General features: G+C 63.7%; 21 protein-coding genes. 13 read left to right on the top strand and 8 right to left on the bottom strand.

Annotated features, from left to right (window positions below):
* Positions 1 to 449: 449 nt before the first annotated feature.
* Positions 450 to 1,685, bottom strand: coding sequence for a PilT/PilU family type 4a pilus ATPase (locus N5C91_RS10335; protein ID WP_279829394.1), 1,236 nt, complete (start codon positions 1,683 to 1,685; stop codon positions 450 to 452).
* A gap of 186 nt (positions 1,686 to 1,871) precedes the next feature.
* On the opposite strand from N5C91_RS10335, the gene N5C91_RS10330 reads away from it, so the two are divergent.
* The 5 genes from N5C91_RS10330 (at position 1,872) to N5C91_RS10310 (ending at position 6,101) form a co-directional block, all read left to right on the top strand.
* A complete protein-coding gene (locus N5C91_RS10330; RefSeq protein WP_236174939.1) occupies positions 1,872 to 2,150 on the top strand; it encodes a peptidylprolyl isomerase in 279 nt (92 codons plus the stop codon).
* 51 nt (positions 2,151 to 2,201) lie between these two features.
* A complete protein-coding gene (locus N5C91_RS10325; RefSeq protein WP_236202164.1) occupies positions 2,202 to 2,564 on the top strand; it encodes an MmcQ/YjbR family DNA-binding protein in 363 nt (120 codons plus the stop codon).
* Positions 2,564 to 3,118 (top strand): putative glycolipid-binding domain-containing protein, encoded by a 555-nt coding sequence (locus tag N5C91_RS10320; protein WP_279829393.1) that lies wholly within the window; start codon positions 2,564 to 2,566, stop codon positions 3,116 to 3,118. The genes N5C91_RS10325 and N5C91_RS10320 overlap by 1 nt, the downstream gene beginning before the upstream one ends.
* A 239-nt stretch (positions 3,119 to 3,357) precedes the next feature.
* Positions 3,358 to 4,542, top strand: a complete 1,185-nt coding sequence (locus N5C91_RS10315) for an MFS transporter (protein ID WP_279829392.1) — start codon at positions 3,358 to 3,360, stop codon at positions 4,540 to 4,542.
* Positions 4,543 to 4,823: 281 nt separating this feature from the next.
* A complete protein-coding gene (locus tag N5C91_RS10310; RefSeq protein WP_279829391.1) occupies positions 4,824 to 6,101 on the top strand; it encodes an OprD family porin in 1,278 nt (425 codons plus the stop codon).
* Between the two features lie 72 nt (positions 6,102 to 6,173).
* On the opposite strand, the gene N5C91_RS10305 is transcribed toward N5C91_RS10310, so the two are convergent.
* Both N5C91_RS10305 and N5C91_RS10300 read right to left on the bottom strand, forming a co-directional pair.
* Complete coding sequence (locus N5C91_RS10305; protein ID WP_279829390.1) at positions 6,174 to 6,455, bottom strand: hypothetical protein; 282 nt, start codon at positions 6,453 to 6,455, stop codon at positions 6,174 to 6,176.
* 157 nt (positions 6,456 to 6,612) lie between these two features.
* A complete protein-coding gene (locus N5C91_RS10300) occupies positions 6,613 to 7,563 on the bottom strand; it encodes a phospholipase D family protein (protein ID WP_236174933.1) in 951 nt (316 codons plus the stop codon).
* Positions 7,564 to 7,799: 236 nt separating this feature from the next.
* On the opposite strand from N5C91_RS10300, the gene N5C91_RS10295 reads away from it, so the two are divergent.
* Positions 7,800 to 9,389, top strand: coding sequence for an ABC-F family ATPase (locus N5C91_RS10295; RefSeq protein ID WP_236174948.1), 1,590 nt, complete (start codon positions 7,800 to 7,802; stop codon positions 9,387 to 9,389).
* Positions 9,390 to 9,737: 348 nt separating this feature from the next.
* Here the strand turns inward: N5C91_RS10295 and N5C91_RS10290 are convergent, their stop codons facing one another.
* Together N5C91_RS10290 and N5C91_RS10285 are read right to left on the bottom strand one after the other, a co-directional pair.
* Positions 9,738 to 10,751, bottom strand: coding sequence for a dienelactone hydrolase family protein (locus N5C91_RS10290; RefSeq protein WP_279829389.1), 1,014 nt, complete (start codon positions 10,749 to 10,751; stop codon positions 9,738 to 9,740).
* Between the two features lie 194 nt (positions 10,752 to 10,945).
* Positions 10,946 to 11,554, bottom strand: a complete 609-nt coding sequence (locus N5C91_RS10285; RefSeq protein WP_279829388.1) for an FMN-dependent NADH-azoreductase — start codon at positions 11,552 to 11,554, stop codon at positions 10,946 to 10,948.
* A 131-nt stretch (positions 11,555 to 11,685) separates the two neighbouring features.
* Here N5C91_RS10285 and N5C91_RS10280 point away from each other — a divergent pair, with 131 nt between their 5' ends.
* Entirely contained in the window at positions 11,686 to 12,591 is a 906-nt protein-coding gene (locus tag N5C91_RS10280) for a LysR substrate-binding domain-containing protein (protein ID WP_279829387.1), read from the top strand.
* A gap of 9 nt (positions 12,592 to 12,600) precedes the next feature.
* Here N5C91_RS10280 and N5C91_RS10275 read toward each other — a convergent pair whose 3' ends face one another.
* Together N5C91_RS10275 and N5C91_RS10270 are read right to left on the bottom strand one after the other, a co-directional pair.
* Positions 12,601 to 13,311 (bottom strand): DUF1294 domain-containing protein, encoded by a 711-nt coding sequence (locus N5C91_RS10275; RefSeq protein WP_279829386.1) that lies wholly within the window; start codon positions 13,309 to 13,311, stop codon positions 12,601 to 12,603.
* A gap of 17 nt (positions 13,312 to 13,328) precedes the next feature.
* Entirely contained in the window at positions 13,329 to 14,159 is an 831-nt protein-coding gene (locus N5C91_RS10270; RefSeq protein ID WP_279829385.1) for an undecaprenyl-diphosphate phosphatase, read from the bottom strand.
* Between the two features lie 630 nt (positions 14,160 to 14,789).
* On the opposite strand from N5C91_RS10270, the gene N5C91_RS10265 reads away from it, so the two are divergent.
* The 6 genes from N5C91_RS10265 to N5C91_RS10240 all read left to right on the top strand — a co-directional run bounded on the left by N5C91_RS10265 (position 14,790) and on the right by N5C91_RS10240 (position 19,743).
* Positions 14,790 to 15,239: a hypothetical protein gene (locus N5C91_RS10265; protein ID WP_236174927.1), complete on the top strand. Its 450-nt coding sequence runs from the start codon at positions 14,790 to 14,792 to the stop codon at positions 15,237 to 15,239.
* 1 nt (position 15,240) lies between these two features.
* Positions 15,241 to 15,819 carry an adhesin gene (locus N5C91_RS10260; RefSeq protein ID WP_279829384.1) on the top strand — a complete coding sequence of 193 codons (579 nt, stop codon included), beginning with the start codon at positions 15,241 to 15,243 and terminating at the stop codon, positions 15,817 to 15,819.
* Between the two features lie 55 nt (positions 15,820 to 15,874).
* Entirely contained in the window at positions 15,875 to 16,876 is a 1,002-nt protein-coding gene (locus tag N5C91_RS10255; RefSeq protein WP_236174925.1) for a heme utilization protein, read from the top strand.
* A 74-nt stretch (positions 16,877 to 16,950) separates the two neighbouring features.
* Complete coding sequence (locus N5C91_RS10250) at positions 16,951 to 17,631, top strand: C39 family peptidase (protein ID WP_236174924.1); 681 nt, start codon at positions 16,951 to 16,953, stop codon at positions 17,629 to 17,631.
* A 46-nt stretch (positions 17,632 to 17,677) separates the two neighbouring features.
* Positions 17,678 to 18,415 carry a hypothetical protein gene (locus N5C91_RS10245; RefSeq protein WP_236174923.1) on the top strand — a complete coding sequence of 246 codons (738 nt, stop codon included), beginning with the start codon at positions 17,678 to 17,680 and terminating at the stop codon, positions 18,413 to 18,415.
* Between the two features lie 53 nt (positions 18,416 to 18,468).
* A complete protein-coding gene (locus N5C91_RS10240; RefSeq protein ID WP_236174922.1) occupies positions 18,469 to 19,743 on the top strand; it encodes a transporter in 1,275 nt (424 codons plus the stop codon).
* A gap of 594 nt (positions 19,744 to 20,337) precedes the next feature.
* On the opposite strand, the gene N5C91_RS10235 is transcribed toward N5C91_RS10240, so the two are convergent.
* Positions 20,338 to 21,672, bottom strand: coding sequence for a sigma-54 dependent transcriptional regulator (locus N5C91_RS10235; protein WP_236174921.1), 1,335 nt, complete (start codon positions 21,670 to 21,672; stop codon positions 20,338 to 20,340).
* Positions 21,673 to 21,706: the final 34 nt, after the last annotated feature.

The following is a 21,706-nucleotide window of genomic DNA, read 5'->3' as shown; positions in this document are numbered from 1 at the left end:
CAGGGAGAGGGAGCATTCCGAGCCGACTGACGCGAAGGTTTCATCCTGCACCGAACGGTCCCCTCTCCCCTTGGGAGAGGGCCAGGGTGAGGGATGGCCCAAGCGCAGAGGTATCTCGCAGGAGCGGAATGCGTCCGCGATGTCTTCCTGGCGGCGCCAGCGTTGGGAGGTTCGCGAGCAAGCTCGCTCCTACAGTGAGCGCTGGCGAGGTGTTCGGCACCTGAAGCAGACATTTACGTTGGAGCGGACTCTGTCCGCGATCGGGCTGGCCAAACTCCCTGCCCATTGGAGTGGTCGGGAATCGATCGCGGACGGAGTCCGCTCCTACGTACAGCTCGAACCCTGGAGTGGAGAATTGGCGTTGCGCCGGCAAGCCCACTCCTACAGGTGAGCCCTTCTTAATGAAAAAGCCCCGGCATGCCGGGGCTTTTCTTCGTCCAGCAGGTGGCTTACTGCCCGGCCGGTTTCTCGGCGTCTTCCGCCTCGATCTCTTCCAGCGCAAGTTCCAGCCCCCAGCTGGAAGCATCCACCGGCTGGGGCGCTGCCGCAGGTGCAGCGGGCGCAGGTGCCGGCGCGGCAGGCTTGGCGGCCGCCGGGGTGGCAGTGCTGCCGACGCTGCCCGGGTTGTCCTTGTACAGCTTGAGCTTCAGCCGCAGGTTGTTCGCCGAGTCGGCGTTCTTCACCGCCTCTTCCTCACTGATCGCCCCTTCCACCGCCAGGTCGAACAACGCCTGGTCGAAGGTCTGCATGCCGAGGGCGCGGGACTTGTCCATGATCTCCTTGATCGAACTGAAGTCGCCGCGCTTGATGATATCGCTGATGGTCGCCGTGCCCAGCAGCACCTCCACCGCCGCGCGGCGCTTGCCGTCCTGGGTGCGCACCAGGCGCTGGGAGACGAAGGCCTTGAGGTTGTTGCCCAGGTCGTTGAGCAACTGCGGCCGGCGCTCCTCGGGGAAGAAGTTGATGATCCGGTCCAGCGCCTGGTTGGCGTTGTTCGCGTGCAGCGTGGAGATCGCCAGGTGGCCGGTGTCGGCGAAGGCCAGGGCATGCTCCATGGTCTCGCGGTCGCGGATCTCGCCGATCAGGATCACGTCCGGCGCCTGGCGCAGGGTGTTCTTCAGCGCGGCATGGAAGCTGCGGGTGTCCACGCCGACCTCACGCTGGTTGATGATCGACTTGCGGTGCCGGTGCACGTACTCAATGGGGTCTTCGATGGTGATGATGTGCCCGCCGCTGTTGCGGTTGCGGTGGTCGATCAGCGCCGCCAGGGAGGTGGACTTGCCCGAGCCGGTGCCGCCGACGAAGAGCACCAGGCCACGCTTCTCCATGACCACCTTGAGCAGCACTTCGGGGAGCTTCAGGTCCTCGAACAGCGGGATATCCAGCTTGATGTTGCGCGCCACGATGGACACTTCGTTGCGCTGCTTGAACAGGTTGATCCGGAAGCGCCCGACGCCGGGCACGGAAATCGCCAGGTTCATCTCCAGCTCGCGGTCGAACTCGGCGCGCTGCTCCTCATCCATCAGCCCATAGCCGATGCGCGCCACATCACCAGCCTTCATCGGTTCATTAGTCAGGGGCTTGAGCACCCCATTGAACTTGGCGCAGGGCGGCGCGCCGGTGGAGAGGTAAAGATCCGAACCATCCTGGGTGGCCAGGATCTTGAGCATCGCTTGGATATCCATTGAACTGCATCCGTACGCAAGGTGGCGGCAGGCGCCGTCTGTCAGCAGCGCCCTATAGATAAGAATTTGCTCATTGACTCTATGGAGCACTCCTGTACCAGACAATGCAACCCATCGTGAAATGCGACCTGCATCACTGCTGCCGTACAATGCCGCCCAGACGCTTTCATCACAGGACACGAAACAATGCCCGTCGCCATGGCCCGCCACATCCTCGTCAAGACCGCCGCCGAAGCCGAGCAGATCAAGCAGCGCCTGGCCAAGGGCGAGGATTTCGCCGCCCTGGCGCGCAAGCACTCCACCTGCGCCTCCGGCAAGCGCGGCGGCGACCTGGGCGAGGTGCGCCCCGGGCAGATGGTGAAGTCCATCGACCAGGTGATCTTCAGGAAGCCAGTCGGCGTGATTCACGGGCCGGTGAAAAGCCAGTTCGGCTACCATCTGGTCGAGGTCTATTTCCGTGATTAGTCAGAGGCGTGACTGATCGAAGGCACGCCCGGGAACGAAGGAACGCACGCCATGACGCCGCAACAGATAGCCCACTTCTGCCTGGAACTGCCTGGCGCCCGCGAAGACATCAAGTGGGGCAGCAATCGGGTGTTCTCGGTGGCTGGCAACAAGATGTTCGCCATCCTTGATTTCCTCGACAGTGGCCATGGTGGCCTGGCCTTCAAGGTCGGTCCGGAGCTGTTCCTGGGCTACGTCGACCGCCCTGGCATCCATCCGGCGCCCTACCTGGCCCGGGCTTTCTGGATTTCCATGCAGCGCCCCTACCCCATGGGCGACGCTGAATTGCGCGAAGCCCTGACCCGCTCGCACCAGATGGTGGTCGCCCGCCTGCCCAAACGGCAGCGCCTGGGCCTCGTGCTGGAGGCGCCTTGATGCGCACCCTGAACTGGGAAGGTCTGTGGCACGCACCGGCGGCCAGCTGGGAGTCCCTGCAACTGGTGGAAGGCCGCGCGGAAAGCCAACTGCGTGCCATCGACGAAGCGGGCGGGCCTTCCTATCAGCTGGACTACCAACTCGACTGGGACAGCCAATGGCGCTTGCGCGAGGCGCGTTTCTCCGTCGAGAGCGAGCGCGGTGCGCATCAGCTTCACCTGCTGACCGATGGCGAAGGCCATTGGCGTAACGCCAATGGTGACGCGCTGATGGATCTGGACGGCTGTCTGGACATCGACATCTGGCCGTCGCCCTTCACCAACACCTTCCCCATTCGCCGCCTGCAACTGGCCGACGGGGAGCGCCGAGAGTTGACGGTGGTGTATCTGGAAGCACCGAAGCTGAAGCCGGTGCGCATGCGCCAGGGCTACACGCGGATCGATGCCCACCACTATCTGTACGAAAACCTCGAAGGCACGGACTTTCAGGCATTGATGACGGTGGATGATGACGGCCTGGTCATCGATTATCCCACCCTCTTCCGCCGCGCCTGATGCAGGCCCTTGTAGGAGCGAGCTTGCTCGCGAACCACCTCCCTCGATGCTCACCGAAGAAATCCGTTCGCGAGCAAGCTCGCTCCTACAGGCAGTGCGCGGGCCGGCGCGTAGGAGCGGACTCCGTCCGTGATCGGCTCGCTTCACGCCGGACCTGAAAGGTAGTTCGTTAGCTAGCTTTCCTACATGCCAGGCGCGGTCCATCATGTAAGCCCACTCGCCGTACCGAACCGCTGCACATGTCCGCCGACTCCCGCTCGAACTCGTCCACCACCCTGCAAGTGGTGTCCGTCGTCCTGTTCACCTTCATCGCCTACCTGACCATCGGTATCCCGCTGGCCGTGCTGCCCGGCTATGTGCACAGCGACCTGGGTTTCGGCTCGGTGATGGCCGGCCTGGTCATCAGCATCCAGTACCTGGCCACCCTGCTGACCCGTCCGTACGCCGGCAAGGTCATCGACACCCTCGGGCCCAAGCGCGCGGTGCTCTACGGCATGCTCGGCTGTGCTGGCAGCGGTGCACTGATGCTCGGCTCCTGGGCCACGCAGGGCCTGCCGTGGGTCAGCCTCGGCCTGCTGATGGTGGCGCGGCTGGTGCTCGGCACCTCGGAAAGCCTGGTGGGTAGTGCATCGATCGCCTGGGGGATCGACCGCGTCGGTGCGGCGAACACCGCGAAAGTCATTTCCTGGAACGGCATCGCCAGCTATGGCGCCCTGGCCATCGGCGCGCCGCTGGGAGTGCTGATGGTCGGTCAGCTCGGGCTGGCCAGCCTGGGCGCCAGCGTGGTTCTGCTGGCGGCGCTCGGTTTCGCCCTGGCGTGGCCCAAGCGTGCGGCAGCCCTGGTGCATGGCGAGCGGATGCCCTTCCACCACGTACTCGGCCGGGTATTTCCCCATGGCATGGGCCTGGCGCTGGGCGGCATCGGTTTCGGCACCATCGCCACCTTCATCACGCTCTATTACGCCAGCCTTGGCTGGAAAGATGCGGTCTATTGCCTGAGCGCCTTCGGCGGCTGCTTCATCGGTGCGCGCCTGCTGTTCGCCAACGCCATCAATCGCCACGGCGGCTTCCGCGTCGCCATCGCCTGCCTGTCGGTGGAAAGCCTCGGCCTGCTCCTGCTGTGGAGCGCACCGACATCCTGGATCGCCCTGGCCGGCGCGGCGCTGACCGGCTTTGGCTTCTCGCTGGTGTTCCCCGCGCTGGGCGTGGAAGCCGTGGGCCTGGTGCCCGCCTCCAACCGTGGCGCCGCCCTGGGGGCCTACTCACTGTTCATCGATGTTTCCCTCGGCGTCACCGGGCCGCTGATGGGCGCCGTCGCCAGTGGCTTCGGCTTCGGCTCGATATTCCTCTGCGCCGCACTCGCAGCATTCAGCGGGTTGATACTGAGCCTCTGGCTCTATCAGCGCTCGTACCGCCAGGCCTGACCGGCACTACACAGCAACACGCTGCGACTGCGCCTATTGCCTTCGAGCCACCATGATCCGGCAACCATCGCCGTTGATCAGGTCAACATGACACGAGCGTGACAGAGGCTGGACGAAAAAGTTCGATCCTCTGCTATTATCCCGCGGCGCCGGGGCGACCACGCCCCGAATACAACCAAAAGAACATGCCAGCACAGGACTCCACCTACCCCGTTCACGCACTACGGGGCGGAGAGCTTTTTCTTTCTGCTCGCTGGCGCTGCACCATTAAGGAAATCAAGATGCTGAACCACCGGATCAGTCTGCTCGCACTGGGGATCCTCGCGTCGACCGCCGCCATGGCCGAAGACCAGTCCACCGCCAAGGGCTTCGTCGAAGACAGCCACCTCGACCTGTTCTTCCGCAACGCCTACATGAATCGCGACAAGAAGCACGGCAAGGAAGACCAGGCCGAATGGGGCCAGGCCGCCACCGCCACCTTCAACTCCGGCTTCACCCAGGGCACCGTCGGTTTTGGCGTTGACGCCTTCGGCATGTACGCCGTGCGCCTGGACGGCGGCAAGGGCCGCAGCGGCGCTCCCGGCATCGATTTCTTCAAGCAGGGCGACAGCGGCGAAGCCGCCAGCGACCTGGCCCGTGCCGGTGGCGCGGTGAAGGCACGCTTCTCCAACACCGTGATCAAGTACGGTGACCAGATGCCGGCCCTGCCGGTGCTGAGCTACGACAACTCCCGCCTGCTGCCGGAAAGCTTCACCGGCACCCTGATCACCTCCAAGGAGATCGAAGGCCTGGAGCTGAACGTCGGCCGCTTCACCTCGGAAACCCGCAAGAGCGCCGAAGGGCGTGACAGCGGCGGCCTGAAGCGCATCGACGTGTTCGGCGGCAGCTACAAGTTCACCGACAGCTTCAGCGGCTCGCTGTACGGCTACGAGAACGAAGACGTCGCTCGCAAGCAGTACATGAACCTGAACTACGTCATCCCGATGGCCGACAAGCAGTCCCTGACCCTGGACTTCAACGGCTACCGTACCCGCGTCAACGAAGACTTCGCTGCCGACCACGGCATCGACGGCACCAAGAACACCATCTGGAGCCTGTCGGCCGCCTACAACATCGGCGCCCACACCTTCATGGTCGCGCACCAGCGCAACAACGGCGACTCCGGCTACAACTACGGCTGGTACCAGAACGAAGGCGGCCTGGGCGACGGCGGCACCACCATCTGGCTGGCCAACTCCTACTGGTCGGACTTCAACGGCGAAGACGAGCGCTCCTGGCAGGGCAGCTACAGCCTGGACTTCTCCGAGTACGGCGTTCCCGGCCTGAGCTACACCGTGGCCTACGTCTACGGCGACAACATCAAGACCGCCGAGACCAGCAACGGTAAAGAGCGCGAAATCTTCAACCAGCTGAAGTACGTCGTACCGAGCGGCCCGGCCAAGGACCTGTCGGTCAAGCTGCGCGGCTCCTGGCTGCGCGTGTCGAACGACGCCCGCTCCTACAACGACGACGGCAACGAAGTACGCGTCTTCGTCGAGTACCCGGTCAACATCTTCTGATGATCTGATCAAGCTCGAAAGAAAACGCCCCGTGGCAGCGCTGCCACGGGGCGTTTTTCATTCTGGCGCCGATTACTCCAGCGAGCGCCGCCTGGGTAACCAGGGCATCGGCAGCAACGCCATGCGCAGGATATGCAGGCAGAGCAGCAGAATCAGCGCGCCGGCCGCGAAGGAACCGAGGCGCTGGGCGGGCTCCAGCGTGTCGTTGAGCACATTGAGGAACAGCATCGCGCTGCCGCCCAGCATGCAGGCCAGCAGAAATATCGAAAGAATGTAGATCTTCAGCGTGAGCAGCCGCCAATGCCAGCGCATGCGGCGGCGAACGGGGACTTCATCGAGGGGAAGTTGCGGCATGATCCTTTGCCTCCTGACAGGTTCCTGACGGGTTCACGCCACTGCGGCATGCAACGTCGAGATACTGGCAGGATGCTAGCCATGCATGCGGGAATTGCCAAGGTGCACAGTGCGCGACCGCAGGGTCACGCACTGCGCGCCGATGAGTGGCTGCCGCTTAACGCACCACGCTGTTGATGTCATGACGATTGAGCGAGGTACGCATCTCCTCGTACCACTCGGGGATAACGTCCTTCAGGCGTTCCTTGGCATCCTCCAGCTTGAACGGCTGGGTGTAGCGCTTCTTGCGGTAGGAGTAGATGAAGTAGGTGCCGTTGCGGTAGAGGATGCGGTCGAAGGTATAGAAGCCGATGTGCGTGCCATTGCAGCGCGCGGTCAGCACCATGTCACCCTCTTCGTAGGGCAGCACGCCCTCCGCGCATTCGTAGGTGAAGAACTCGCGTACATCGTCCCAGTCCACGCCATCGCTGCTGGCGTGCAGGAAGGCCTCGGCCTGCTCCTCGGACTCGTCGGAGTGATCGCTGTACCAGATGAACAGCGGGATGCTCTGGTTGGTCTCGTCGCCCAGCCAGCTCTCGCCGTCCAGGTACTGGGCGCTGCGCGCCAGGCTGGCCTGCACGCGGCGATGGCTCTGGCGGTACTCATCCAGTCGCGCGTCGAAGGCCGGCGAATCCTCGCCCGGCACCACGTCGTCCATGCCCTTGATCTCGGCCACGCGCGCCAGGTAATCGGCGTACAGCGCGGCGTCCTGGATCACGGTGCAGGTGTCGCGGGTCAGGCTCAGACCGATCTCGGTGAAGTTGGCGCTGCCCAGGATCACCACATCCGGCTCGATCAGGATCAGCTTCCAGTGCACGCTGTTCTGCGCGCGGAAGTCGACGTGCAAGCTGACCTTGGCGCCCGCGTCGCGGACACAGAAATCGATGAAGTCCGGCGAGCTGAACGAATTGATGGTGCCCACCAGCAGGTCCAGGCGATTGCCCTTCTCCACCAGGGTTTCGATCAGTGACTCGGTTTCACTGGCGGAGGCCGAGACCACGGTGATCAGCTTGCCGCTGACCTGCTCCAGGTACTGCTTGAGCGAATGTTGAGCGTTTAGGATTTTCATACAGCCCCCACCAGAATTCTGAACACCGAATTCTGATGCAGGACAATGGGGGGTTTCAACTGCCAGCTCGCACCTTCTGCCCGCAGTCAGGGCGCTGTGGCGGCAGGACATGCAAGATCCGCCCCGCCTGTGGCATAATAGGCGGCTTTGTCAGGCCGCCTTCGCGCGCCGTCGTCACTGCCCGCCCGCGCCGCTCGCGCCCGGCGCGCATCATGTTCCAGCCAAGGGTTACCCAGTTGATTTCCACCGCGAACATCACCATGCAGTTTGGCGCCAAGCCGCTGTTCGAAAACGTTTCCGTCAAATTCGGCAACGGCAACCGCTACGGCCTGATCGGCGCCAACGGTTGCGGCAAGTCCACCTTCATGAAGATCCTCGGCGGTGAGCTGGAGCCTTCCAGCGGCCAGGTCATGCTGGAGAACGGTGTGCGCCTGGGCAAGCTGCGCCAGGACCAGTTCGCCTATGAAGACTTCAGCGTGATCGATACCGTGATCATGGGTCACGAGGAGCTGTGGAAGGTCAAGGCCGAGCGCGACCGCATCTACTCCCTGCCGGAAATGAGCGAAGAAGACGGCATGGCCGTGGCCGAGCTGGAAGTCCAGTTCGCCGAGTTCGACGGTTACACCGCCGAATCCCGTGCCGGCGAGCTGCTGCTGGGCCTGGGCATTCCGCTGGACCAGCATTTCGGCCCGATGAGTGCCGTCGCCCCGGGCTGGAAGCTGCGCGTGCTGCTGGCCCAGGCGCTGTTCTCCGATCCGGACCTGCTGCTGCTCGACGAGCCGACCAACCACCTGGACATCAACACCATCCGCTGGCTGGAAAACATCATCACGGCGCGTAACAGCACCATGATCATCATTTCCCACGATCGTCACTTCCTCAACAGCGTCTGCACCCACATGGCTGACCTGGACTACGGCGAGCTGCGCCTGTTCCCGGGCAACTACGACGAGTACATGACCGCGGCCGAACAGGCCCGCGAGCGCCTGCTGTCGGACAACGCCAAGAAGAAAGCGCAGATCGCCGAGCTGCAGACCTTCGTCAGCCGCTTCTCGGCCAACGCCTCCAAGGCCAAGCAGGCCACCAGCCGTGCGCGTCAGATCGACAAGATCCAGCTGGAAGAGGTCAAGCCGTCCAGCCGCGTCAGCCCGTTCATCCGCTTCGAACAGCACAAGAAGCTGCACCGCCAGGCGGTGACCCTGGAGAAAGTCAGCCAGGGCTTCGACGGCAACGCGCTGTTCAAGAACCTCAGCCTGCAGGTGGAAGCCGGCGAACGCATCGCCATCATCGGCCCCAACGGCATCGGCAAGACCACCCTGCTGCGCACCCTGGTCGGCGACATGGCGCCCACCGCGGGCGAAGTGAAGTGGACCGACAGCGCGGATGTGGGCTACTTCGCCCAGGACCACGCCGAGGACTTCGAGGACGACTACAACCTGTTCGACTGGATGGCCCAGTGGACCCAGGGCGGCGAGCAGCTGGTACGTGGCACCCTCGGCCGCATGCTGTTCTCCAACGACGACATCAAGAAGTCGGTCAAGGTGATTTCCGGTGGTGAGCAGGGTCGCATGCTGTTCGGCAAGCTGATCCTCAAGCGCCCGAACGTGCTGGTGATGGACGAGCCGACCAACCACCTGGACATGGAGTCCATCGAGTCGCTGAACCTGGCGCTGGAGAACTACCCGGGCACCCTGATCTTCGTCAGCCATGACCGCGAGTTCGTGTCCTCCCTGGCGACCCGCATCATCGAGCTGTCGGAAAACGGCGTGACCGACTTCAGCGGCACCTACGATGACTACCTGCGCAGCCAGGGCGTGATTGTCTGATCACTTCCGTGCAGCGATAAAAAAGCCCCGCTCTGTGCGGGGCTTTTTTCTGGTTGCTTGTGGGAGTGAACCCCGCCGCCGGGGTTCAGTGCGGACGGATAGCGATCGCGGACGGAGTCCGCTCCTACGCACACCTGCGCCTACTTGCTCACCGCAGGAGCAACTGTCTTTCTCGGGAAGCCCGTGCCGATGCTTTCCCCTCACCCCTGCCCTCTCCCAGGGGGAGAGGGTTAGCGTGAGGGCCGACCCGAGCGCAGAAGCTTCTCGCAGGAGCGGACTCTGTCCGCGATGTCGTCAGGTCTGCAGCGGCCCGATCGGTTCGTGAGCAAGCTCACTCCCAGAGAAACATCAGCGCCCCGATGTCTGCATGGTCGCGCTGCCCAGGCTGACATCGAAGAACTCTGCCGCCGAAGCGGCCAGGTCGCGATGGATAGCCTGCCGGTCCAGGCCCTGGTTGTCGGTACACAGGTCCGGCGTGGCGTCCTTTTCCTCCTCCGAGCAAGGCGCCATGAAGACGAAGTGCCCTGCCCCGTCCAGCACCCGCAGATCCGCCTGTTGCGGCAACTTGCGCGCCAGCGCTGCGGCATTCATCTTCCAGTCGAGGATGTGGTCTGCATTGCCGGTGTAGAGCAACACCGGCACCTGTACATCCTCCAGTTCATGAACGCCGTACATCAGGCTCAGCGGCGCCAGCAGGAGCAAGGCGCCGACGCGCGGGTCGGCCATGGGCACCAGGTCGTTGCGGTCGGCGCGCACTTCACCCTTCTCGCTGCAGGCATCGCGATCGTCAGGGCGCTGCTGGCAGTACTTGATCAGCCGGTCCAGGCGCGGCTGGGCCCCGGCCAGGATCAGCGCAGTCTCTCCGCCGGCGGAGTAGCCGATCACACCGACCTTTCGCGGGTCGACGATGGCGGCGACCTCGGGGTCGAGCAGAGCGGCACTGATGGTTTCAGAGACCTGCAGCGGCCGACCATAGAGATTGCTCACCGCGCCCAGGCGGCTGTGGTCATGCAGGTTGTCGCCGGGGTGCAGCAGCGTCACCACCACGAAGCCCTTGCGCACCAGTGCCTCGATCAGGTCACGGTGGGCCAGCGGGGTGCCGTAGTTGCCGTGGGACATGACCAGCAGCGGAAATCGCCCGTTGGCGGTCTTGCCTTCGTAGGCAACGTCCAGGATGAAGTTGCCCAGGTGCAGGGGTTGTTCGGCTGCGCGCGTGGGGTAGAAGGCAATGGCCTTCATCGGTTGCTGGTCCAGCGGGTCACTCACCTGCAGGCGGTGAAAACCCACATTCCAGCCCTGTGCCGCCCAACTCGCGGTACTGAAGGTAACGAGCAGCAGGAACCAGAACAGGCGCCTCGCCATGGTGCAGTTCGCTCCGATGTGTCTCCAGATCAGGCGCCACGAGGCTTGTTGGTGAATGCAGAAGCCGCCGGGCGCCGCCTGGTGGGAACCTCTGCATAGTACGCGCCAGCGAGAGTAGCTCCGTGCTCGCAGACAGGCGGTACTCGCGGACACAAAAAAGCCCCGCATGCGCGGGGCTTTTCACTGGGCAGCGATCAGGCAGCGGCGAACTGGCTGGCGATGCTCGCCTGGGCGCCGGCGATGGCGTTGCGGCGCGGCTCGTCACCGTAGGCCAGGCCTTCGGCACGGACAACCTCGATGTCGGTGATGCCGAGGAAGTTCAGCACCAGCACCAGGTAGTTCTCATGGGCGATACCGCTGGGTTGGCCCGCGTGGATGCCGCCGGCGGTGGAGACGATGATGACTTTCTTGCCACCCGCCAGTCCTTCCGGGCCGCTCTCGGTATAGCGGAAAGTCTTGCCGGCGACGGCGATGCGGTCGATCCAGGCCTTCAGTTGGCTGGGGATGGAGAAGTTGTACATCGGCGCGCCGATGACGATGGCGTCGGCGCCGAGGAATTCCTCGATGCTCTTCTCGCCCAGTGCGGCTTCGTGTTTCTGCGCGGCGTCGCGCAGTTCGGCCGGGGTGCCGGCAGCAACCAGGCTGGCCGAGGACAGGTGGCTGATGGCGTCGGCGGCCAGGTCACGGTAGGTCACTTCGACGCCCGGCTCGGCGGCAGCCCAGGCGGCGACCAGTTCGCCGCTCAGTTGGCGGGAGGCAGAGTTGTCGCCGAGGATGCTCGAGTCGATGTGCAGCAGTTTCATGTGTGTTCTCCAGGAAAGGGGCCAAGTGGGTTGGCGGAGGAATTCGTCGTTGGAGGCAAGACTACGCATGTAGCCAATCCTCGATAAGTCAGCAAAAATGCAATGATTCGTCTCACCAGCAGGACAATCCGATGCAGGACCTCAATGACCTCTTCTATTTCGCCAAGGTGGTGGAGGCCGGTGGCTTCGCAGCTGCCGGGCGTTTGCTGGGCCTGCCGAAATCCCGCCTGTCGCGGCGTGTCGCCGAGCTGGAAGCGCGCCTGGATGTGCGTCTGCTGCAGCGCACCACCCGCAAGCTGGCACTGACTGACCTGGGTGAGCGCTATTACCGGCACTGCCAGGCGATGCTGGTAGAGGCCGAGATGGCCGACGAGGTCGCCGCGCAACTGAGCGCCGAGCCACGCGGCCGGGTGAGGCTGTCGTGCCCGGTGGCGCTGGCGGAAACCTCGCTGAACGAGATGCTGCCGGGCTTTCTCGCCGCTTATCCGCAGGTGAACCTGGAGCTGATGCTGACCAATCGCCGCGTCGACCTGCTCAACGAGAGCATCGATGTCGCCCTGCGCGTACGCGCGCCGGGCGATGAGGATCTGTCGCTGATCTCGCGGCGCCTGCGCCTGGCAAAGACCGCGCTGGTGGCCGCACCGGCGCTGCTCAGGGGCGTCGAGCTGCGCGCACCGGAGGACCTGGCCGCCCTGCCCGTTCTGGGCGCCATCGACAACGACCGTCGGGTACACATGAAGCTGACCGGCCCGCAGGGCGAAGTGAAGGAAGTCGCCCTGGAGGCACGCCTGGCGGTGGAAGACTTCAACCTGCGCAAGAACGTCGCCCTGGCGGGGCTGGGCGTGACACTCCTGCCGCTGCACTACTGCACCGAGGAACTGGAGGATGGTCGCCTGGTGCGCGTGCTGCCCGCCTGGAGCGAGCCGGAGGCTTACCTGCAGGCGGTCTACCCGCATCGGCGCGGCATCCTGCCGGCGGTGCGGGCGTTGCTCGATTACCTGGAGGAAGGCTTCTCGAAAGACGACTGGCCTGTCTGAACCAGGCGATTACGCCGGGGTGGTGCCCAGCCCCATCAGCGCGCCGATCCAGCCCAGCAACCGGCCGCCACTGAGCCAGTCGATCCAGAACAGCTGATGCAGCAGGACAATGGCCCAGAACACCAGCTGGAAGGAAAGCTTGCGGGTCTTGTGACGGAACACCTGCTGGGCGAGGAAGGCGCCCGGCCAGCCACCGAGCAGTTCCAGCAGGTGCAGGCTCTGCTCGGGAGTTCGCCAGTCGTTGCGCTCGGCACTGCGTTTGTCGCGCCAATAGGCGAGGAAGGCCAGGACGCTGAACACCGGATAGAGCAGCAGGAACCAGACGAAGTAAGCCTCTTTCAACCACAGCAGCGAGCCGATGACGGGCAGCGCCAGCAGCACTGCCAGGATCGCCAGCGCCTTGCCCAGCGAGCGTTTCGGCGCGCTCGGGAAGGCTACTTCGCGCCCGCTGCGGGCGCGCTCACGGGTGGCTGCCGCTGCGGGCTTGCGGCGAATCGCCGGGGTGTCGATAGCCAGCCCGGCAAGGCGGGCGTGGTTGGCGCGAGGGCGGCCGTCCTTTCCGCTGCCTTCGACATAACAGACCTGGTCGCCCGCCTCCGGGCGACGGTCGCCGCGGAAGTCGGAGATATGCAGGAAGACTTCCTTGCCGCCGGCCTGGGGACTGATGAAGCCGAAGCCCTTGTCATCGTCCCAGCGGCTGATGGTGCCGTTCTTTTCCACGTTCACTCGCTATCGGATCAGGGTTTTGCGCTGCTCCAGTCGATCAGGGCGAACTGCCAGGTTGCCAGGATCAGCAGTCCGAACACGATACGGTACCAGGCAAATGCCGCATAGCTGTGGTTGGCGATGAACTTGAGCAAGCCCCGGACAGCGATCATCGCGAAGATGAACGAGGTGACGAAACCGATGGCGAACACCGGCAGGTCCGCAGGCTGGAACACGTCACGGTACTTGTAGCCCGAGTAGACCGCGGCGCCGACCATGGTTGGCATCGCCAGGAAGAACGAGAACTCGGTGGCCGCCTTGCGCGACAGGCCGAACAGCAGGCCGCCGATGATGGTCGCGCCGGAACGCGAGGTGCCCGGAATCAGCGCCAGGCACTGGCAGCAGCCAACCTTCAGGGCTTGCTTCCAGGTCATGTCATCCACGGTTTCGGCGTGGATCAGATGCAGGCGCTTCTCTGCCCAGAGCATGATCACACCGCCCACCACCAGTGCCACGGCGACGGTGATCGGGTTGAACAGGTAATGGTGGATGTAGTCGGCGAAGGCCACGCCCAGCACCACGGCCGGGAAGAATGCGATCAGCAGGTTGACGGTGAAGCGCTGCGCCTTGGGCTGTGTGGGCAACCCCAGGACGATGTCGAGGATCTTGCGGCGGAATTCCCAGACCACGGCGAGAATGGCCGCCAGCTGGATGATGATGTTGAAGGCCTCGGCACGTTCCCCAGTGAAGCCGATGAGGTCGGCCACGATGATCTGGTGACCGGTGCTGGAGATCGGCAGGAACTCGGTAAGCCCCTCGACCACGCCAAGAATGAAGGCCTGAAAGGCGCTCCACAGATCCATACTACTGTCCCCCGCGAGGCACGCTGGCTCGCACGTTTCTAATGGTTTTGTCCCGCTGCCTGCTCCTGGCGCGCAAGCGCCGCAGCGGCGTCGGCATGCTAATGCATTGCCCGCAGATCGCTATGAAATTCACAAAAATTTCTCTTCGGCGGAGCAAGCGGAGGATGCGTTGGCACTTTGGCAAGAATCGCTCCCGCGTTGCGCCGCCGGGAAGATGCAGACAACCACGCCACGATGGGGTTCGCGCCATCATGCAAAATGCCTAATTTGTTGAAATTACTGCAGTACTTCAGTACCAGAAACCCTACGAATCAGGCGATTCTGTTAGCCCCGCGAAACACTCGGATCGTCGCAAACGCAAGCGGGCTGGACTTTGGCCCTGCCCATCCAAAGTTGTGTATCAGCGCTGCAACAGAATCCGCTTCTTCCCTGATACGAGCCCCGTTCTAGGGCCGGTGCATGGCTTTCGTACGTTCGTTCTGTATCAGCAAGGCAACACTCGCTCCATGGCAGTTCGCATGGCCTGACGCTATGTCGTTGATTCGCAATAGCTGATCAAAAGCGGCACGGCATCTGCTCCACCTTGGTACCGCTGGTTAGGGCTCAGCGCACCAAGAAGGAACCGCCATCATGGGGAACATCGACTCAAGGATCGTCGGTCTATTCGTCACGCTCGCTTGCGGGGTGGCCAGCGCTACGCTGTGCCCCACCGTCCAGGCCGGCGACGGCACCATCGTCCTGCAGCGTCAGGTGCAGCCACGCGTCGCCACGCGCCCCACCGATATTCCCGATCCGAATCCGATCACCGTCAATCCCAATATCTCCGATCAGGTCGTGCGCCAGACCGGCAATGCCGAACTGAGCGACAGTGACTTCGCTGGCGTCACCAGCGGCTCCACCCTCGAGCGCCACATCCTTCCCGGCGGCACCCTGGTAGGGATGGACAACGGCAGCAACCAGAGCCTCAGCAATGGCAGCCTCGGCGGCGGCATGGGCGCTGGCGGCGGCATCTCCAACTCGGTGAACCGCACCGTACAGCAGGGTCTCTCACCCTTGCGCATGCTGACGGGAGATCGCTGAGATGAAAGCTCATCTGCTCGCTCTGCCGATCCTGCTCTGCTCCGCCTCGGCCTTCGCCGCCGATCCTTCGACGGTCAACAACGCCAATATCGACAGTGCCGTACGCAACTACAACGGCGTGGCCAGTGTGAACCAGGCCGCGGGCGACGAGCAGCAACAGGCCAACGCTCGGGCCATCGCCATCGGCACCAATGCCCAGGCCACCACGCAATTCCGGCAGACGGTCAACGCCTACGTCGACCCCAGCCAGGCCGCGTCCGCCAGCATCACCGGCAACGCCTTCAGCAACGGCAACGGCGCACTGGGCGTGAACCAGGCCGCCGGGGCTGCCAACCAGCAAGTGAACGCCATGCGGATCAGCGTCAGCGCCGTACCGCAGAGCGTCGATGACAGCGTGCTGTCCCAGCAGAACGTCGCGCTGCCAGTGAACTCAGGCCCAGCTAACTCCGCCACGGGTAACCGCCAGGTCGTCACCAGCGACCAGGCCTTTGCCGGCAGTCGCGGCGTGGTTCAGGTAAGCCAGAGCGCCGGGGTCGGCAATCGCATTGCCAACACCCTGAGCATCCGGGTCGCGGATTGACCCAAGCCAACTCCTATAACACTAAACACGCCAAACAAAGCAAAGGAGATACACCATGAAACCCACAATGGCTCTCAAGCCCCTGGTATTCGCTGTCGCAGCGATCATGGCTGTAGCAGTGCACGCTGATAATCGCGACAACGACCGCGGTCGTGGCCACCACAACGACGGCCATCATCAACAACAACCCAAGCCGCCGTACGATCCCTACAAGGACCCGCGGATCGACGCAGGCGCCAGTGCGCAGGTGGAAGACACCCAGGAAAGCAGCGACAACACCGTGGTCAACATGGGCACCAAGAACACCGCTACGGTCGACAGCTCGCTGGGCACCGCATCGGGTAACGTGGGCGTCAACGTGGCCGCCGGCGACATGAACCAACAGGCCAACGCCGCCGCCCTGGCGACTGCCGACGAGAAGTTCATCTTCGGCACCGCCTATGCGTCCACCGACGTGACCCAGACCAACGAAGCCAACAAGGCGCTGAACCTCTCCACCACCAACAAGGCCACGCTGAACAACTCCGGCAGCAACTCCTCGGGGAACATCGGCATCAACATCGCCTCGGGCAACTACAACCAGCAGAAAAACGACATGGCAGCCGCCGTGTCCGGTGGTCGTAGCGCCGACTCCTACAGTGGTGCCACCCAGACGTCCACTGGCAACACCGTGGGCAACGTGGCCTTCCTGACCTACGAGAAGGAAACCCTGAAGTCCACCTTCAGCGCCAAGGGCACCTACAAGGGCGCCGGCGTTGGCTATGTCGTGGACGAAAGCGGCCGCGGTGGCAATGACGACCGCCACAGCAGCGGCGGCAGCAAGGAAGACAAGGACCCGCTGTTCTTCGTCGAAGCCGGCACTGTCGACCTGAAAGGCCAGGCTACCTACCAGGTACTGGTGCCCACCGGCTGGAAAGACCCGGTCAGGAACGACGCCACCATCAGCAACTCGCTCAACAATGTGTCGGGCAACCTCGGCGCGAACGTTGCCGCTGGCGTAGGCAACCAGCAGAGCAACTCGCTGTCCATCGCCGCAGGCTGCAAATCCTGCCTGTAAGCGACACGGCGTAGTACCGGAGGCTCCGGCAACGGAGCCTCCTTTCTCCTGAGCTGCCCCCAGGCGTCACGATCATGCGTACGTCCGCCCTGCTTCTGCTCGCCCTCTTCTCGCTCACGGCGCAGGCCGCGCAACTGCCCTTCGCCATCCTTCCCGGCGGGTCGATGGCCTACAAGCACGTCGAGAGCATCCGCGAGCGCAAGTTCAGCAACCTGGTCCAGCAGAAGACCGACTTCAGCTGCGGTGCCGCCGCGCTGGCGACGATTCTGCGCCAGGCCTATGCGCTGGACGTGGACGAGGAGTTCGTGATCAAGGGGATGCTGGTCCGGGCCGATCCGGACCTGGTGCGCACCCAGGGCTTCTCCATGCTCGACATGAAGACCTACCTGGAAGCCATCGGCATGCGCGCCCGCGGCTACCGAATCCCCGCCGCCTCTCTGGAGAAGCTGACAATCCCGGTGATAGTGCTGATGGATATCCGCGGCTACAAACACTTCGTCGTGATGCAGCGTGCCTACAAGGGCTACGTCTACATCGGCGACCCGGTACTGGGCCACAAGCGCTTCACCCAGGAAGATTTTCTCAAAGGCTGGAACGGCATCATCTTCGCCGTCATCGGTCCGGGCTATGAACAGGCCAATGCCCTGATGAATCCGCCCGATCCACTGACGGCCAGGGACCGAATCAATGCGTTCAGCCCGGTCAAGGATGCAGAGCTCATGGAGTTCGGCTTCATCCAGAGCGACTTCCTCTGAGACCGCACAAGAATGGAAGGCAGGAACCCTTCCGGGGAGAACCCTAATGAAAGTGATCCCGCTGCTTGCCGCCACCTGCATAGTGGCCTGCTTGCCGGTCCGGGCGGAAAGCGTCTTCAAGCCGATCGAGCTGAAAGATCAGGAGCTGGCCCAACTTCGCGGCAAGTACGTGATGCCTGGCCGGGTCATCAGCTTCGGCATCGTCATGAGCAGCACCTGGAAGAACGCCGTGGGTGACAACATCGGCGCCAAGGTCAGCATGCAGATCCAGGAATCCACCATCAAACCGCAGTTCTACGTGACCACCATCGACGAGAAAGGCACTGCCGCCGCCCCCGCTGCGGGCACTGGCACCGTCACCGGCGGCGCCGGCCTGAACCAGACCCAGGGCGTGACGCAGAGCGTTCGTGCGGCAGGCGACTACAACACCGCCGCGAACAACGTCAGCATCGATGTGAAGGAGGCCGACCAGGCCCCCGCCGTGGCCCAGCAGGGCACACCGCTGAACTCCACGCCCATTACCGCCAGCAACGGCGCCGGCACCGTCAGCGTGTCACCCGGCAGCGGAGGCATCCAGCTGGCGATCAACGCCAACGGCCAGGGCTCCAGCATGCAGCAACTGGCTGCCGGCGGCCTGCTCCAGGCGGCGCAGATGGTGGGCGGCAACAACGCCGTGAACAACCTGGCGCAGCTCAGCGTAGTGCTGAAAAACAACCTTCCGTCGTCTGGAGCGCTCGACTGCAATCTCGACCAGCTCAAAGGGCTTCGCACCATGGGTATGTGATCTACGCTCCAGTGCGACTGTGAAGTCCAACCTAATAAGAAGGACAGCGCGCCATGCACCGATCGCTAACGCTAGGAACTGCAATCTGTGTATCCGCTTTACTCCCCTCGACTCACGCCGCAGCAGCGACGGAAGCCGAGGTGGAGGCGTTGAAACAGGAGCTGCTTGAACTCAAGCAGCGCTACGAGTCACAGCAGAAGGCACTGATGGTGCTGGAGCAGAGGGTCAGGCAGGTCGAGGAAGCACCGGCTGCGCCCGCCCAGCCCAAGCGCCTGGTTACTTCCACCGGCAAGCCCACACCGCCCGGAACCGGCAACACCGTTGCCGCCAGCGGCAGCTCCTACGGCGAGTCGCTCAAGGACGATGCCAGCCCGCCCAAGAGCGTGGAGAACCTCTACGACGAGGCGAGCGGCTTCTTCGGTAATGGCGCGTTCAGCTTCGAAACCGGCATCACCTATACCCACTACGACACCAAGCAGCTGATTCTCAATGGCTTCCTGGCACTGGACACGATCTTCCTGGGCAATATCGGCGTAGACAACATCAAGGCCGACAACTGGACCCTGGACCTCACCGGCCGCTACAACTGGAACAACCGCTGGCAGTTCGACGTCAACGCCCCCGTGGTGTACCGCGAGAGCACCTTCGAATCGGCCGGCGCCGGCAACTCCACGGCGCAGTCCACCGACAAGACGGTCACCCGCGACCCAACCCTGGGCGACGTCAACGTCGGCATCGCCTACAAGTTCATGGACGAAACCGAGTCGCGCCCCGACGCGGTGGTCAGCCTGCGGATCAAGGCGCCCACCGGCAAGGAACCCTACGGCATCAAGCTCAAGCGCGCCTCGGACAACGACAACCTCAACGTGCCCGATTCGCTGCCCACCGGCAACGGCGTATGGTCGGTTACCCCCGGCATCTCGCTGGTCAAGACCGTCGACCCGGCTGTGCTGTTCGGCAGTTTCTCGTACACCTACAACCTCGAGGAGTCCTTCGACGACATCAGCCCCACCGAGGGCGTGAAGCAGAAAGGCAAGGTCGACCTCGGCGACTGGTTCCAGATCGGTGCGGGCGTGGCCTTCGCCCTCAACGAGAAGACCAGTATGTCGTTCTCCTTCTCCGACCTGATCGCCCAGAAGAGCAAGATCAAGGCCGACGGCGGCGACTGGACTACCGTCACCGGCAGCGACGCCAACGCGGCGTACTTCAACTGGGGCCTGACCTATGCGTGGAGCCCCAACCTGACCATCGTGCCGAACCTGTCCATCGGCATCTCGCCGGATGCGCCGGATTTCAGCTTCAGCGTGAAATTCCCGTATTACTTCTGACGGTTCGGCAGTCCGAACGCAAAGGCCCCTTTTCGGGGCCTTTGTCTTTTCCAGAGATAGTCACCTGTACGCAGCAGCAACTGTCTTCTCTGGATAGTCCGTCGCTGCGTCGTCCCCCTCACCTCAACCCTGGCTGCGCGCCCCGCCCCTCAGGGAGAGGGGCAGTCGGAGTCGACTAACGCGAAGGTTTCATCCTGCACCTAACGGTCCCCTCTCCCCTTGGGAGAGGGCCAGGGTGAGGGATGGCCCAAGCGCAGAGGTATCTCGCAGGAGCGGACTGCGTCCGCGATGTCTTCACCGCTGCTCCAGCGTCGGGCAGTTCGCGAGCAAGCTCGCTCCTACAGGGAGCGCTGGCGAGGTGTTCGGCACCTGAAGCAGACATTTACGTAGGAGCGGACTCCGTCCGCGACAGGTTGGAATCGCGCCGGACAGCATCGCGGACAGAGTCCGCTCCTGCGCCCGTGCGAAACTCAGCCATCTGCCGCTTGGAGGCCGTTGCCCGTAAATTGGCCAATCCGAGATTGTTGCGACACCCACCGAATCGCGGCGGGCAACGGACCCGCGTCCGCTCCCGCCCCGACCGGTATCCCCGCCCTAGCGCAACTGATGCTTGTGCAACAAGCGATAGAAAGTCGGCCGCGAGATGCCCAGCATCCGCGCCGCCACGCTGAGGTTGTCGCCGTGCCGGGCCAGTGCATCGCACATGGCCTGGCGTTCGGCGCCGAGCTTGTATTCCTCCAGGGTCACCAGCGGCAGGTGCACCGAGCGACCCTTCTCCCGCTCCAGGCCCAGGTCCCGGGCCTCGATCTGTCGTCCTTCGGCCAGCACCAGGCCGCGCCGCACCCGGTTCGCCAGTTCGCGCACGTTGCCCGGCCAGCCGTGCTCGGCCATCGCCGCCAGCGCATCGTCCGAGAAGCGCCGCGGGCGGCGGCCGGTCTCGACGCTGTAGAGATGGGCGAAGTGATTGGCCAGCAACGCCAGGTCACCGTTGCGCTCGCGCAGTGGTGACGTGGAAACCTGCAGGACATTGAGCCGGTAGTAGAGGTCCTCGCGAAACTGCCCGGCGCGGATCGCCTGCTCCAGGTCGACGTGGGTCGCCGCCAGCACGCGCACATCGACATCGATCGGCTGGCTGCCGCCGACGCGCTCGATCTGCTTCTCCTGCAAAACCCGCAGCAGGTTGGCCTGCAGCTCCAACGGCAGGTCGCCCACTTCGTCGAGGAACAGCGTGCCGCCATTGGCCTGCTCGAAACGGCCGATCTTGCGCTGGTGGGCACCGGTGAAGGCACCCTTCTCATGGCCGAACAGCTCCGACTGGATCAGCGCCTCGGGCATCGCCCCGCAATTGATCGCCACGAATGGCCGGATGGCCCGGCGCGACTGGCGGTGCAGCGTGCGCGCCACCAGTTCCTTGCCGGTACCGCTCTCGCCACGGATGAGCACCGGGGATTCGGTCGGCGCGAACTTCGCCAGCAGCTTGCGCAACTCGCGCACGTCACGGCTTTCGCCCAACAGTTCGTGTTCGTGTTCATCGTTGTGCACGCTGCCGCGCCCGCGCAGGCGCGCCATGCCGAAAGCGCGGCCAAGGGTGACCTGAACCCGCGCCACATCGAAGGGCAAGGTATGGAAATCGAAGAACCATTCACTGACGAAGTCGCCCACCTCATTCAAGGGCAAGACGTCCGGGCTGAGCACAGCGATCCATTCCGTACCGCTGCGGCTGATGAGTTCCTTGACGGACTCCCGGCGTTCCAGATGCCGGGGCTGAAGGCGCAGCAGGCCTACGTCGCAACCACGATTGCCGGCGTTATCCAGCTCGCAGCTGTCTACTTCCCATCCTGCTGCCCGTAATCCGGGTAAAAGCCTGCGGCAGTCGTCGCACGGATCGACAACCAGCAGGCGACGAAAATTCGTTGCTGCCTCGAGCATGCTCCCTTCCTTGGCGCCATTATTTTGAAAAACT

Source organism: Pseudomonas sp. GD03903 (assembly GCF_029840045.1).
Classification (GTDB): domain Bacteria; phylum Pseudomonadota; class Gammaproteobacteria; order Pseudomonadales; family Pseudomonadaceae; genus Pseudomonas; species Pseudomonas pseudonitroreducens.
This window is presented reverse-complemented; position numbering and strand designations above follow the sequence as displayed.

Coding starts and splice junctions, on each gene's coding strand:
- N5C91_RS10335 (WP_279829394.1), bottom strand. CDS start 1,685: ATGGATATCCAAGCGATGCTCAAGATCCTGGCCACCCAGGATGGTTCG.
- N5C91_RS10330 (WP_236174939.1), top strand. CDS start 1,872: ATGCCCGTCGCCATGGCCCGCCACATCCTCGTCAAGACCGCCGCCGAA.
- N5C91_RS10325 (WP_236202164.1), top strand. CDS start 2,202: ATGACGCCGCAACAGATAGCCCACTTCTGCCTGGAACTGCCTGGCGCC.
- N5C91_RS10320 (WP_279829393.1), top strand. CDS start 2,564: ATGCGCACCCTGAACTGGGAAGGTCTGTGGCACGCACCGGCGGCCAGC.
- N5C91_RS10315 (WP_279829392.1), top strand. CDS start 3,358: ATGTCCGCCGACTCCCGCTCGAACTCGTCCACCACCCTGCAAGTGGTG.
- N5C91_RS10310 (WP_279829391.1), top strand. CDS start 4,824: ATGCTGAACCACCGGATCAGTCTGCTCGCACTGGGGATCCTCGCGTCG.
- N5C91_RS10305 (WP_279829390.1), bottom strand. CDS start 6,455: ATGCCGCAACTTCCCCTCGATGAAGTCCCCGTTCGCCGCCGCATGCGC.
- N5C91_RS10300 (WP_236174933.1), bottom strand. CDS start 7,563: ATGAAAATCCTAAACGCTCAACATTCGCTCAAGCAGTACCTGGAGCAG.
- N5C91_RS10290 (WP_279829389.1), bottom strand. CDS start 10,751: ATGGCGAGGCGCCTGTTCTGGTTCCTGCTGCTCGTTACCTTCAGTACC.
- N5C91_RS10285 (WP_279829388.1), bottom strand. CDS start 11,554: ATGAAACTGCTGCACATCGACTCGAGCATCCTCGGCGACAACTCTGCC.
- N5C91_RS10280 (WP_279829387.1), top strand. CDS start 11,686: ATGCAGGACCTCAATGACCTCTTCTATTTCGCCAAGGTGGTGGAGGCC.
- N5C91_RS10270 (WP_279829385.1), bottom strand. CDS start 14,159: ATGGATCTGTGGAGCGCCTTTCAGGCCTTCATTCTTGGCGTGGTCGAG.
- N5C91_RS10265 (WP_236174927.1), top strand. CDS start 14,790: ATGGGGAACATCGACTCAAGGATCGTCGGTCTATTCGTCACGCTCGCT.
- N5C91_RS10260 (WP_279829384.1), top strand. CDS start 15,241: ATGAAAGCTCATCTGCTCGCTCTGCCGATCCTGCTCTGCTCCGCCTCG.
- N5C91_RS10255 (WP_236174925.1), top strand. CDS start 15,875: ATGAAACCCACAATGGCTCTCAAGCCCCTGGTATTCGCTGTCGCAGCG.
- N5C91_RS10250 (WP_236174924.1), top strand. CDS start 16,951: ATGCGTACGTCCGCCCTGCTTCTGCTCGCCCTCTTCTCGCTCACGGCG.
- N5C91_RS10245 (WP_236174923.1), top strand. CDS start 17,678: ATGAAAGTGATCCCGCTGCTTGCCGCCACCTGCATAGTGGCCTGCTTG.
- N5C91_RS10240 (WP_236174922.1), top strand. CDS start 18,469: ATGCACCGATCGCTAACGCTAGGAACTGCAATCTGTGTATCCGCTTTA.
- N5C91_RS10235 (WP_236174921.1), bottom strand. CDS start 21,672: ATGCTCGAGGCAGCAACGAATTTTCGTCGCCTGCTGGTTGTCGATCCG.